The 12,089-nt window shown below is 60.5% G+C and carries 10 protein-coding genes; 8 read left to right on the top strand and 2 right to left on the bottom strand.

Going from position 1 to position 12,089, the window contains the following annotated elements; genetic code table 11:
* Positions 1-578: 578 nt before the first annotated feature.
* From E4021_RS13430 to E4021_RS13420, 3 genes are all read left to right on the top strand, one after another.
* On the top strand, positions 579-1,385 hold the full coding sequence (locus E4021_RS13430) for a ParA family protein (RefSeq protein WP_136459884.1): 807 nt from the start codon (positions 579-581) through the stop codon (positions 1,383-1,385).
* Between the two features lie 6 nt (positions 1,386-1,391).
* On the top strand, positions 1,392-1,844 hold the full coding sequence (locus tag E4021_RS13425) for a hypothetical protein (RefSeq protein WP_136459883.1): 453 nt from the start codon (positions 1,392-1,394) through the stop codon (positions 1,842-1,844).
* Between the two features lie 115 nt (positions 1,845-1,959).
* Positions 1,960-5,556 (top strand): hypothetical protein, encoded by a 3,597-nt coding sequence (locus E4021_RS13420; protein ID WP_136459882.1) that lies wholly within the window; start codon positions 1,960-1,962, stop codon positions 5,554-5,556.
* 642 nt (positions 5,557-6,198) lie between these two features.
* On the opposite strand, the gene queA is transcribed toward E4021_RS13420, so the two are convergent.
* The gene (queA, locus tag E4021_RS13415) at positions 6,199-7,263 is read right to left on the bottom strand and encodes a tRNA preQ1(34) S-adenosylmethionine ribosyltransferase-isomerase QueA (protein WP_136459881.1); all 1,065 of its coding nucleotides are present in this window, start codon (positions 7,261-7,263) and stop codon (positions 6,199-6,201) included.
* A 204-nt stretch (positions 7,264-7,467) separates the two neighbouring features.
* Between queA and E4021_RS13410 the strand changes: the two genes are divergently transcribed.
* Entirely contained in the window at positions 7,468-8,718 is a 1,251-nt protein-coding gene (locus E4021_RS13410) for an ABC transporter permease (RefSeq protein WP_136459880.1), read from the top strand.
* 39 nt (positions 8,719-8,757) lie between these two features.
* Positions 8,758-9,219, top strand: a complete 462-nt coding sequence (locus E4021_RS13405) for a DMT family transporter (RefSeq protein WP_136459879.1) — start codon at positions 8,758-8,760, stop codon at positions 9,217-9,219.
* Here the strand turns inward: E4021_RS13405 and E4021_RS13400 are convergent, their stop codons facing one another.
* Positions 9,220-10,035: a septal ring lytic transglycosylase RlpA family protein gene (locus E4021_RS13400; RefSeq protein WP_136459878.1), complete on the bottom strand. Its 816-nt coding sequence runs from the start codon at positions 10,033-10,035 to the stop codon at positions 9,220-9,222.
* A 201-nt stretch (positions 10,036-10,236) separates the two neighbouring features.
* Here E4021_RS13400 and E4021_RS13395 point away from each other — a divergent pair, with 201 nt between their 5' ends.
* Genes E4021_RS13395 through folB form a run of 3 tightly spaced genes read left to right on the top strand, consistent with a single transcriptional unit; the run spans position 10,237 to position 12,047 of the window.
* Positions 10,237-10,791, top strand: coding sequence for an RNA polymerase sigma factor (locus tag E4021_RS13395; RefSeq protein WP_136459877.1), 555 nt, complete (start codon positions 10,237-10,239; stop codon positions 10,789-10,791).
* A gap of 9 nt (positions 10,792-10,800) precedes the next feature.
* Positions 10,801-11,559, top strand: a complete 759-nt coding sequence (locus E4021_RS13390) for a tetratricopeptide repeat protein (protein ID WP_136459876.1) — start codon at positions 10,801-10,803, stop codon at positions 11,557-11,559.
* Positions 11,560-11,564: 5 nt separating this feature from the next.
* Positions 11,565-12,047, top strand: a complete 483-nt coding sequence (gene folB / locus E4021_RS13385) for a dihydroneopterin aldolase (RefSeq protein ID WP_136459875.1) — start codon at positions 11,565-11,567, stop codon at positions 12,045-12,047.
* The last annotated feature ends 42 nt before the right edge of the window (positions 12,048-12,089 follow it).

The raw sequence follows: 12,089 nt of genomic DNA, 5'->3' as shown, positions 1-12,089 counted from the left end.
CTGCGGCCCCGCCCACCCTTTCAATTGCCGTCCACGGCAGAGTGGTTACCTCCGGAAATAATATAGCATCTGCGTTCCGCACCCCAGCCCTGGACGGTGGACACACGGCTCCTCAGAGTGGGTGGGAGAACCCACCCGGCCACCGCCGCGCTGACGTCCCCCCACCGGCCGCACCACCGCCCACGCCGGTGGCCTTTCCACCCCGGGTACTAAAAGGGGGCAGATGAAGGTTAATGGACAGGCTATCCCGGATCCGTCCGGTACCGGGGCACGGCGGGGCAACGCGTCTATGAAAGTATTGGAGCAGTCCCGGCGGCATTGGTGCGGAAGAAGGGGAACTGTTGGGAAGGAACAGCCAGCCGGTGCACAACAAATGTAGAGAAACTAAATTATAAATACAAATTGTTTTATCAATTTCCTTCCGGTATTCTATTACTGGTCGCAGAGTGGTGAAAGACTCGCTTTCCGCCTGATTTACAGCCTTCACGCTCTGGTAATAAAGGTGACAGAAGCCAGGGCAACCTACCTCCGAATTCTATTTTAATTCACTACCTTCGCGGCCACACCAAGCACCTGGCATGGCAACTGTATTAAGCTTACTGAACCACAAAGGCGGCGTTGGAAAAACCACCAGCGCCATCAACATCGGAGCCGGACTCGTCGAACTCGGCAAGCGCGTACTCCTGGTCGACCTGGATCCCCAGGCTAACCTCACGCTCAGCCTCGGCATTCCGCGGCAAGCCGTAACCATCTACGAGAGTATGATGGGGGAATCCGATCTGGCACCCTTCGAGATCAAACCGGGCTTTGAGGTCGTAACCTCCAGTCTCGACTTGTCGAGCGCCGAAATGGAACTGGTGAACGAAGCGGGCCGCGAGTTTATCCTGCGGGAACTCTTCTCCGCCGTTGACGAGGACTACGATTTCATCATCATCGACTGCCCGCCGAGCCTCGGTCTGCTCACCCTGAATGCCCTGACGAGCAGCCAGCAGGTGATTATCCCCCTGCAGACCGAATTCCTTGCTATGCAGGGCCTGGCCAAGATCAAGCAGGTCATCCAGAAAGTCAAGCTGCGCCTCAACAAGGAGCTCCACATAAGCGGGGTACTCGCTACGATGTACGACCAGCGGAAAGTCCTCAACCGGGACGTCGTGGAGACCATAAAAAAATACTTCGGCCCCCTGCTTTTCGAAACTTACATCCGGGATAACGTTTCTCTAGCGGAGGCTCCGGCCAACCGTCAGGACATTTTCACCTACAGTCGGTCGAGCCACGGTGCCAAGGATTACCTCAAGCTCTGCAAGGAAATCATTGATCGGACGGAAAATCCCATCCACCTGCGCGCCCGCAAGAAAGACCAACCCGCTACGACCCCCGTCAAGTAACCCGTAATGGCTAAGAAACGCTTCACCGACGACCTATCCGGACTCTTCGAGGACAATTACCTCACGGGTACCGACACCGCCACGCAGGAGGACGAGGAAGCGGTAGAGGTAAGCGTGCCCGTACGGACCAAGAAGGCCCAAAAGAAGATCTCGAGTAAGAACTTCACCCAGAACCTCGACGTCTTCCTCAGCGACGACCAACGCCGCGCCGCCGCCGGCGGTACCACCGCCAATCGGCAGACCCCCCGCCGCCGTACCGGCCTGGACTACCTGATCCGCTCCACCGTGCAGGACGAGGACCGCGCCGCGCCCACCGAGCCGGCCAAACCCGACACCAAACGGGTGACTCTCATCTTCAACAAGGAACACCTCGTCACCCTCAAGGAGCAGGCCAAAGAGCGCAAGATGTACCTCAAAGATGTCGTACAGGAGATGGTCGCTCAGTACTTGGAGAAGTAGGCTAACCAATCCTCACCTTTTCCGTTATCTTGACCTTACCATTGTCTTCCCGCTGGTCCGGAGCTGCCGCAGCCCCGTGCCCCGTACCGGGAGATTGATTTAAAGGTCACCCTTGATGCGTCTACTCTTTATCCTCCTGGCCTGCTTCGTGCTGTCCGATCTTCCGGCCCAGACCTCCCGCGTGGAGTTCGGCAAGAACCGGGTGCAGTACCACGACGACTTCGAGGAGTGGGAGAAGTACGAATCCGACAACTTCGTCACTTACTGGTACGGGAACAACCAGGGCGTCGGTCAGGCAGTCGTACAGCTGGCGGAATACGACTTCGCCTACATCCAGAAGATGCTGGAAAGCCGGATGAACCAGAAGGTGCAGTTGATCACTTACCGCGACATCACGGACGTCAAGCAGAGCAACATCGGCAACGAGGAGGTCTTCGAACTGACCGGCAACCAGTCGCTGCGCACCAACACCAGCTACATCTCGGGCACCGAAGCCAAGTTTCTCGGCAATAAGGCCTTCGTTTACTTCAACGGCGACCACGCCGACCTGCGCCGGCAGGTGCGCGAGGCCATGGCCAGCGTATACATCGAACAACTGCTGTACGGCTCCACGGTCCAGGAAGTGGTCCAGAACGCCGTCCTGCTTAATCTGCCTACCTGGTTTAAGCCCGGACTGGTGGCCTACCTCGGGCAGGATTGGTCCAGTGAACTCGACGATCAGTTGCGCGACCTCATGGCGACGGGGGAGTACGAGGACTTTAGCGACCTGGCCGCCGATTACCCGCGCCTGGCGGGTCATTCCTTCTGGTACTACATCGCCGAAAACCTGGGGAAGCCCACCGTCTCGAATCTACTGTACCTGACCCGAATTAATCGTTCGGTCGAGAACGGCTTCCTCTACGTGCTGGGCAGCAACTACGAAACGGTCTTGTACAACTGGCTGGAATTTTACCGCAACCGTTACGCCGAGGACAGTCGCGGACGCCAGACCCCCACCGAGGACCTGCTCACGATCCAGAACAAGAAGCGACTGCCCATTACGCAGCTGAAGGTGAGTCCGGACGGGCAGCGCATCGCCTACGTGCTGAATGAGATCGGCAAGTACAAGGTCTACCTCCAGGACGTGAACACCGGCGAACGCGAGCTGCTCCTCAAGGGCGGCCAGCGCAATTTGCTGCAGGCGACTGACTACGCCTACCCCCTCATCGATTTTTCGCCCACCAACCAAGAGGTGGCAATCATGTACGAGTTCCGCGACCAGCCGAAACTCCTGCTGTACGACCTGAATACCGGCAAATCGACCACCGACATTCTCGGTATCCGGCTTGATCGGGTACTCAGTCTCAAGTACTACGACCCCAGCAACTTTCTGATCTCGGCCATGGCCGACGGTTTCACGGACATCTATACCTACTACCCCGCCTCGCGGCAGGCGGTGAAGATCACCAATGATTTCTGGGACGACCTCGACGCCACCCCCGTCAACGTGCGCGGTCGCCGCGGCGTGGTCTTCTCGAGTAACCGTCCGGACACCTCCCTGCTGGCCCAGCCCCTGGATACCCTCCTGCCCATCGGTCACTACGATCTCTTCTACTACGATCTGGAGAACAAGCCGGGCGAGCTGGTGCGGATTACCAACACTCCTCTGGCCGACGAGCGCCAACCCGCGCCGATCGACGACCAGCACTTCGCCTACCTCAGCGACGCCAACGGCATCTACAATCGCTACCAGGCCCACCTGGAAGACTACCTTGACCACTACGAGCAGCGTATCTACCTGGAGGACGGCACCCAGATCGTGCTGCACGGCGATTCAACCCTGGAATCCCTTGACACCTCCCTGATCGATTCCATCTCGATCTACCCCGTCATAAAGGAGCGCGCCGTCACGGAGGCCACCACCAACTACGGCACGAACGTGCTGACCCTCGACGGCAGCAGCAAACTGCCCGTGGGCCTGGAAAGCTTCATCGTGGATGGCACCACCCTCATCCGCCGCTTTACCTTCGACACGACAACCACGGTCAGTCTGACGCCCACCGCTTACCGCCGCCGGAGTTACCGGGCTGCGGGGCAGACCGTCCCCCAGTTTACGAACGTGGTTAAGGGGGCGCCCGACCGCGTAATGCGACCCAACCGGCGTAACCCCCTGATCGAGTCCGACGACGAGGGACTCCTTTTTCAGACCCGCTTCCAGGACACCATCACTCCCCCACCGGTGGAAGAAGCTCCGGCCGAGGATCTCCTGTCCGATCCGCCCGTCAGCGGCAACCTGCCGCCCGCTGGAGCCGCTCCGGACACTACGGGGACCCGCCCGCCCCTGACCGTAGTAGGCACGCCCCGCGAGCAACGCCGTAGGGAACCCAATACCGGAGCGGGCACCATTTTCCGTGGTGAACGCCCCGTGCCGGAGCTCAACCGCATCTACCGCTTCCGCCCCGGCCGCGTTACGTCTTACCGGACCACCTTCCGGTTGAACTACGTCAAAACCACCGTCGACAACGAGCCGCTGTTCAACGGCATGAACGTTTTCGCCGCCAACCCCGACGGCTACACCCAGCAGCCGGTGGGCATCCTGATCAAGGGAAACGTCATTGACCTGCTCGAAGACTACACCATCACGGGCGGCATCCGCATCCCGACCAGCTTCAACGGCACGGAGTATTTCCTTACCGGTTCCGACCTCAAGCACCGCCTCGACCGCACCTATACCTTCTACCGGCGCAACCGCCGCACCCAGGAGGGCATCTACAACACCACTTCCTTCCTCAACGGTCCGCGACTGGTGGAGGAGAACACCCTGATGGCACAGTACGGTCTGCGTTACCCCCTCGACATCTTCCGCAGCCTGCGGGCCTACGCCACCTTGCGCCGCGACCGGGTCCAGACGCTTTCTACCGAACTGGCGGCCCTGCAATCCGAGCCCATCAGCACCGAACGGGTCGGCCTGCGCCTAGAATACGTCTTCGACAACACCATCAACCTGGGCACCAACCTGCGCATGGGCACCCGGTATAAGGTGTACGGAGAAGTATTCAAGAGCTTCGATATTTCCATCGCCGAGGGTTTTGGAGCACAGTTTGATCCCGGTATCCTGGGCATCATCGGTATCGACGCCCGGCACTACCAGCGCATCCTGAAGCGCAGCGTGCTGGCCTTCCGGATCGCGGCGGCAACAAATTATGGGCAACAAAAGGTGCTTTACTACCTGGGGGGTGCCGACAACAGCGTGATCAACAATTTCAACCAGTCGATCCCTACGCCTCAGACCGGGGAGTTCGTGTTTCAGGACCTGGCTAACCCCCTACGGGGCTTTGATATCAACATTCGCAACGGCGGCACTTACACGCTGGCAAACGCCGAACTGCGCGTACCCATCTTCAACTATATCTTCGAAAACCTTCGCTCCGCTTTCCTGCGCGATTTTCAGGTCGTCGGCTTCTTCGACACCGGTACCGCCTGGGCCGGAAAGAACCCCTTCGACGAAGACAACCCCGTTAACATCACCGAGTACCCCGACCAGAACGCCGGTGGCTACAGCCCCGTGCGTGTCCGTGTCCGTCGCTTCCGCGAACCCATCGTCTACGGCTACGGCGGTGGCGTGCGCACTACCTTGTTCGGCTATTTCCTTCGCGCGGATTACGCCTGGGGCGTGGAAACGGGCATCCGCCAGGCTGGGAAGCTCCACGTTTCTCTGGGACTTGACTTTTAAAAAGCAATAGAACAGCCGCAATACGCAGGTGCTGAGCGGGTAACCAAATGGCCATTATCGGTGGATCGACCTGAGGTCACGAGCCGGGCGGTTCCCGACATCCTGTCGGGCTGCTTCAAACGCGACTTGAGGTCGCGAGCCGGGCGGTTCCCGACATCCTGTCGGGCTACACCAAGCGCGACCTGAGGTTACGAGCCGAGGTACGCGACCAGAGGTCACGAGCCGCACGGTTCCCGGCATCCTGTCGGGCTGCACCAAGCGCGACCTGAGTTCACGAGCCGAGGTACGCGACCTGAGGTCACGAGCCGCACGGTTCCCGACATCCTGTCGGGCTGCACCAAGCGCGACCAGAGGTCACGAGCCGAGTTACGCGACCAGAGGTCACGAGCCGCACGGTTCCCGACATCCTTCGGGCTGCATCAAACGCGACCAGAGGTCACGAGCCGCACGGTTCCCGACATCCTGTCGGGCTGCACCAAGCGCGACCTGAGGTCACGTGCCGCACGGTTCCCGACATCCTGTCGGGCTGCATCAGGCGCGACCAGAGGTCACGAGCCGAATGACGCGACCTGAGGTCGCGAGCCGGGCGAAGCGAGGGAAAAATGCAAGTCGGGAAACTCAAAAACCCGACAACCCACAACCCTAAACAATCAACATAGCGTCCCCATAAGCAAAGAACTTATACTTCTCCTTCTGGGCCTGGGCGTAGGCTTCAAGGATGAGGTCGATGCCGCCGAAGGCACAGGTGGTGATGAAGAGGCTACTCTTGGGCAGGTGGAAGTTGGTCAGCAGGTGATCGGGGATGTGGAAGTCGTAGGGCGGGAAGATGAACTTGTTGGTCCAACCCTCGCTGGTGGCCAGGAGACGCTCGGCGCTGACGCTGTTCTCGAGTGCGCGCAGGGTGGTGGTGCCTACGGCGCAGACCAGTCCGCCGTCTTTCTTGGTAGCGTTGACGGTATTCACCGCGGGTTGCTCGATGCGGTAGTACTCGGCGTCCATCTTGTGCTTGGAGAGGTCTTCCACTTCGATGTCGCGGAAGGTGCCCAGTCCGAGGTGGAGGGTGACTTCGGCTTTCTTGATGCCGGCCAGTTCCATCCGCATCAGGGTTTCGCGGCTGAAGTGCAGTCCGGCGGCGGGGGCGGCAACGGCCCCGACTTCCTTGGCGAAGACGGTCTGGTAGCGCTCGGCATCGCGGCTGTCGGCCTCCCGCTCCAGCAGTTTGGGCAGGGGGGTGTTGCCGAGGCCGTGCAGTTCCTTGGTAAATTCATCGTTGGGCCCGTCGTAGAGGAAGCGGATGGTGCGTCCGCGGCTGGTGGTGTTGTCCACGACCTCGGCCACGAGGCGGTTGTTACCGCGCTTGTCGTTGAAGTACAGCTTGTTGCCGACGCGGATCTTGCGGGCGGGATCGACGAGTACGTCCCACAAGCGGGCCTGACTATTCAGTTCGCGCAGCAAAAATACCTCGATGCGGGCTTGGGTTTTTTCCTTCAGGCCGTACAGACGGGCGGGAAAAACCTTGGTATTATTGAAGACCAGCGAATCGCCCTCGCTATAGTAATCGAGCAGATCGGAAAACTGCTTGTGCTCGATCTCCCCCGTAGCGCGGTTAACCACCATGAGGCGGCTGTCGTCGCGCCGCTTGCTGGGGGTTCTGGCGATGAGTTTGTCGTTAAGTTCAAATTTAAATTGTGAAAGTTTGGTCCTCATCCCGGAATATGATTATTTACGCTGTGTACAAGAAACAGCGCGCAAAGGTAAGAGTTTCCGTACAATTAGCTGTCCGACCAACGGGGCAGTGCCGGTACCCGCGGCGGAGCACGGGGCGTCTGCCCCCAGCACCCTGCCTTTCGTCGAAAACCCGGCACCCGCGGCCGCGCCCCACGCTATTTTAGCCGTTCAAAGTGACACAGGATGGTTCTCTCCAAGGTTATAGCGGAAAGTTTCCGGCAGGCGTGGCAACAGCTTACGGGCAACAAGCTGCGCACCTTCCTGTCGCTGCTCGGTATCTCGATCGGCATTTTCTGCATCATCGGGGTGCTCTCCGCCGTGCAGTCGCTGCAAAAGGAAGTCTCCGGCAGCCTAGCCAAGCTCGGCGACGACGTAGTTTACATCGACAAGTGGCCCTGGAAAGACAACAGCGACGACTGGTGGGAATACTACCAGCGCCCCTACCCCGACCACGACGACTATGAGGCCCTGAAGGAAAACCTCGCCACGGCCAACCTGGTCTCCTACTGGACCGTACCCGGCACCCGTACGCTTAAGTACCAGGGAGAAGCCGTGGAAGGCGGCTACCTCTTCGTGACCACCTACGAGCTCGACCGCCTGTTCAATATAGAGATCGACCGCGGCCGCTACTGGTCCACCACCGAATACCGTAACGGCACCGACCGCATCCTGTTGGGCCACACCATTGCCGAGCAACTCTTCGGGCCCATCAACCCCATCGGCAAGGAGGTGAAGATGCAGGGCCGCAAGTACCGCGTGATCGGCACCCTGGCCCCGGCCGGCGACGACCTGGTGAACCCCCTCGACTTCGACGACGCCATCATGGTCACCTACAACAACGCCGCCCGCTTCATCAACCTCAAGACGCGCAACCAGTACGGCGGCACAATCGGCGTAAAGGCGGCATCCGGCGTGGAACTGGAGCGCCTGCAGGACGATATCCGCGGCATCCTGCGCTCCAACCGCCAGCTGCGCCCGCGGGAAGACGACAATTTTGCCCTGAACGAACTGAGCATGACCACCGAGGCACTCGGCAACATCTTCGGGGTGCTGAACATAATCGGACTGGTCATCGGCCTGTTCTCGATCATCGTCGGGGCCATCAGCGTGGCCAACATCATGTTCGTCAGCGTCAAGGAACGCACCAGCCTGATCGGCGTGAAGAAGGCCCTTGGCGCCCGGCAGTACATCATCCTGCTGGAATTCCTTACCGAATCGGTGATCCTGTGCATCATCGGCGGCGCCATGGGCCTTGTGATGGTGGTGGCCATCACCTCAGTCATCAATATGTTTCTGCCCGGCTTCCAGATTAGTCTGAGCGTGCTCTACGCTATTGCCGGCGTGGCCATCTCGGCGGTGGTGGGCATCTTCGCGGGACTGGTTCCGGCCCTGCTGGCCGCCCGCATGGACCCCGTGGAGGCGATGCGCAGCTAGGCGCGAACAAAGCACCGCGGCGGGCCGGTTGCTTGCCGTATGCAGCAGATCCTTTTCATCGCGGGCGCTTTCGCCGTGGGCGCCTTGGTTTCGACCTACCTGACCCTCAATTCCCTCCTCTCCGAAAAGGTGGGCTCGGCCGCCCAGGCCAACCTGCTTTACTTCACGATCGCCTTTGCGATTACGGCGGTGGTCTTCCTGATCCGGGAGCAGCCCGCCAGCCTCGCCAGGTTCGCCGACGTGCCGGTGTGGGCCTTGTGCGCGGGGGTGGGGGGTGCCATCGCGCTGTTCGGCTCCACTTATCTGATCGAGGCGATCGGCCCGGACCGCTACTTCGTGGCCGGAGTGGCGGGGCAGGTCATTGTATCGGTCCTGCTGGCCCACTTCGCCTGGCTGGGCGTGGAGGAAAACGCCATCAACTGGCAGAAGATCCTCGGGGTCGTGCTCTCGATCGGCGGGGTGTTGCTCGTCACCCTCGGCAATGCGGCCTCGGCCGAGTAATTACTGTACGCGGCGCACGGTGGCATCGCCGTAGCCGGCCTCACGCACGCGGTCGCGCAGGTCGCGGGCCTCATCCTGGAAGTAAAAACGGCCGGTGAACACCCGGTAGACCTTGCCAACCCGCGCGAACCAGGCATCGCTGAAACCTTTGGTCTGCAGGTCACTGACCAGCTCGCTGGCGTTCTTCTCCTGGCTGAAAGCGCCCACCTGCACGCCAAAGAGCATCTCGTCGGGGGCAAATTCTTTCTTGCGCTGCGGCGCGGGCTTGTTCGTTTCCGGGGCGGCGGGCGCGGGTACCGTATCGGGCCGTACCTCCGTGATGGTGGTTACCGGAGCCTGGGCTTCCGTGGCGGCCAGGGCGGGCCGGTCACGATTTTCCGTTCGCGTCCTTTTCCGCTTTTCGGCGCGCGTCCAGGCGCCGCGGTGACAGGTAGGCCCCTGGTCGCCGAGTTCCACCACCTTTACTTGCACGCGGGCGGTGCCGGTGCGCAGCAGTCCGATCGAGCGGGCGGCGGCGCGGCTGAGGTCGATGATCCGGTTGGGGTGGTGCGGACCGCAATCGTTGACGCGCACCTCCACGGAACTGCCGCTGGTGACGTTGGTGACCTCCAGCACCGTACCGTAGGGGTAAGCCTTACTGGCGGCGGTGTAATCCTCCTTGTCGTACGACTCTCCGGTGCTGGTGAGCCGGTCGTGAAAGCGATCGGCGTAGTAACTCGCCATCCCCTCGTCGGGCTGGGCGGTCAGGGGCAGCACGAGCAGTTGCAGAAAGAAAATAAGGACGGCACCCCGCAGGGACCAGGGGAGAAAAGGCATATCGGCAGGGTTATCGGGGCGGTCCAAAGTAAAGGAAAACCTCCGACCACGACAAACGCCCAAAAGTTAGCAGCCTGCAGCGTAACACCCCGGCGGTCCGGCGAATCAACTCCCAAGGCCCACCGCCAGTGGGATTTCGGTCACAAAAACACTACATTTGAAAGGAACCACTTCAAGAGCACGCAAGGGCACCGGACGCAGATGCAAACCGAAGACAATGATCTTTTCGCAGCGATAAAGTGCGGTCAGTACGAATTGATTGATCAACTCTACCTGCAACACCGCGACGCCTTCGTCACCTACGCCCAGCGGCAGTTGTTCGCTACGGAGGAAGATGCAGCGGATTGCTTCCAGGATGCCGTTATCGCTTTTTACCGCAACATCGTCGCCGGTCGGCTCACCGAACTAAGCTGCAGTATCCGCACTTATCTGTTCAGTATCGGCAAGCGACTCGTGTACCGCCGCAACCACCAACGCCGCCGCGAACGCCCCACCGACCACGAAGCGGGACCCAACCCCGCCGACGAACTCGACTGGAGCCTGATCGACCGTTTTGAGCAGGAGCACTACCACACGCTGCTGCTGAGTGCCATGGATCAAATGGGTAGCCCCTGCCGGGAAATTTTGACCCTCTATTATTTTCACCATTACCCCATTGAAAGTATTGCCCAGACCGTGGGCCTGCCCTCCGCCGGAGCGACCCGCATCAAGAAAATGCGCTGCTTGCAGTCGCTCAAGCAGTTAGTCAAACCCTGAAGCCAAATTATGAACCATGATGAGCAGCAAGAGCGGATCGACGACTTCTTGACCGGTCGCCTCGGCGATACCGAGGATTTCGAGCGCCAATTGCAAGCCCAACCCCAACTGAAAACCGAAATGGAAGCTACCCGACGGGCCCTGGAGGCCATCGACATCAGCGAGCACCACCGCCTGAAGCGCCGCCTCCAACAACTGGAGACCGACCACGTCGGCCCGCGGGCGCAAGACGGGGCCCGGGTGATCCCGATCCGGCACGTGCGCAAGAGACGCTGGCTCACCCTGGCGGCTACCGCGGCACTGCTTCTCTTTCTGGCCGGTTACCTTATCCTGGCCCCCGACCGCGACCCTGCCGCCGTGCTGGCCGTGCGCGATATTGAGCCCTTTGGACAGGTCCCCTCCCCGGGTTCCGACGCAAATTACCTGCTGAGCGACCCACGGGCAGCCGCCTACGTGGCTTACGAAGCCGGCGATTACGCCGGGGCGGCGGCTGCCTTCCGACGGTTCGGTGCCCCCGAGCCCGTAGACCGTTTCTATCTAGCCCAGAGCCTGCTGGCCCAGGCGGACTACGCTGAGGCAGCAACCCTCTTTGAAGACCTGGTCGATCTGACCGACTTCAACCTCTCCGCCGAGGCGGCCTACTACCGCGCCGTAGCACGATTGGGAGCGGGCGAATGGGTCGACGCCAAAGCACAACTGAGCCGCATCGCGGATACCCCGGGCCACCCCTCAAGGGATGCGGCCGAGCAACTGCTCGATAAATTCTGATTTTCATGACGGCAACAATCGGCCTGGAAGACGTACGTTTTCACGCCCCCCACGGCTACTTCGAGGAAGAACAGCTGATGGGCAACGAATTCAGCATCGACGTAGAGGTGGAAGCCATGGTCGCGGAAGCGGCTACGGAGGACGACCTCGGCGGTACGGTCAACTACGCCACCATTTATTACCTGCTGCAGGCAGAGATGAAAAAACCCACCCGCCTGCTGGAGGCCCTGGCTTACCGGATGGGCCAACGCATCCTTAATCAGTTTGATACGGTAACCTCCGTACGACTGAAGCTGCGCAAGCTCAATCCACCCCTCGGTGGGCGCGTCGGTGCTGCCACCGTGGAAGTGCGTCTGGGCGGGGACGGCGGGGCGCCCGGCTTCCCGGGCCAGCGCGAGCAGCACACCTTCGAAGATCCGGACGACGATGATTTTGGTGACGAAGGGTTCGGGGGCGGAAACTTTGACCTGACCGGCTTCAAGTTTTAGTTCCCGTCACATTGCCCCCACCAAACCAATGGGACCGGATTC

Source organism: Neolewinella litorea (assembly GCF_004803465.1).
GTDB classification, from domain to species: Bacteria; Bacteroidota; Bacteroidia; order Chitinophagales; family Saprospiraceae; genus Neolewinella; species Neolewinella litorea.
This window is presented reverse-complemented; position numbering and strand designations above follow the sequence as displayed.

What these genes read in the sequence shown, in the direction of transcription:
- E4021_RS13410 (WP_136459880.1), top strand. Translation starts at nt 7,468, where the DNA reads ATGGTTCTCTCCAAGGTTATAGCGGAAAGTTTCCGGCAGGCGTGGCAA.
- E4021_RS13430 (WP_136459884.1), top strand. Translation starts at nt 579, where the DNA reads ATGGCAACTGTATTAAGCTTACTGAACCACAAAGGCGGCGTTGGAAAA.
- queA (WP_136459881.1), bottom strand. Translation starts at nt 7,263, where the DNA reads ATGAGGACCAAACTTTCACAATTTAAATTTGAACTTAACGACAAACTC.
- E4021_RS13425 (WP_136459883.1), top strand. Translation starts at nt 1,392, where the DNA reads ATGGCTAAGAAACGCTTCACCGACGACCTATCCGGACTCTTCGAGGAC.
- E4021_RS13390 (WP_136459876.1), top strand. Translation starts at nt 10,801, where the DNA reads ATGAACCATGATGAGCAGCAAGAGCGGATCGACGACTTCTTGACCGGT.
- E4021_RS13400 (WP_136459878.1), bottom strand. Translation starts at nt 10,035, where the DNA reads ATGCCTTTTCTCCCCTGGTCCCTGCGGGGTGCCGTCCTTATTTTCTTT.
- E4021_RS13395 (WP_136459877.1), top strand. Translation starts at nt 10,237, where the DNA reads ATGCAAACCGAAGACAATGATCTTTTCGCAGCGATAAAGTGCGGTCAG.
- E4021_RS13420 (WP_136459882.1), top strand. Translation starts at nt 1,960, where the DNA reads ATGCGTCTACTCTTTATCCTCCTGGCCTGCTTCGTGCTGTCCGATCTT.
- folB (WP_136459875.1), top strand. Translation starts at nt 11,565, where the DNA reads ATGACGGCAACAATCGGCCTGGAAGACGTACGTTTTCACGCCCCCCAC.
- E4021_RS13405 (WP_136459879.1), top strand. Translation starts at nt 8,758, where the DNA reads ATGCAGCAGATCCTTTTCATCGCGGGCGCTTTCGCCGTGGGCGCCTTG.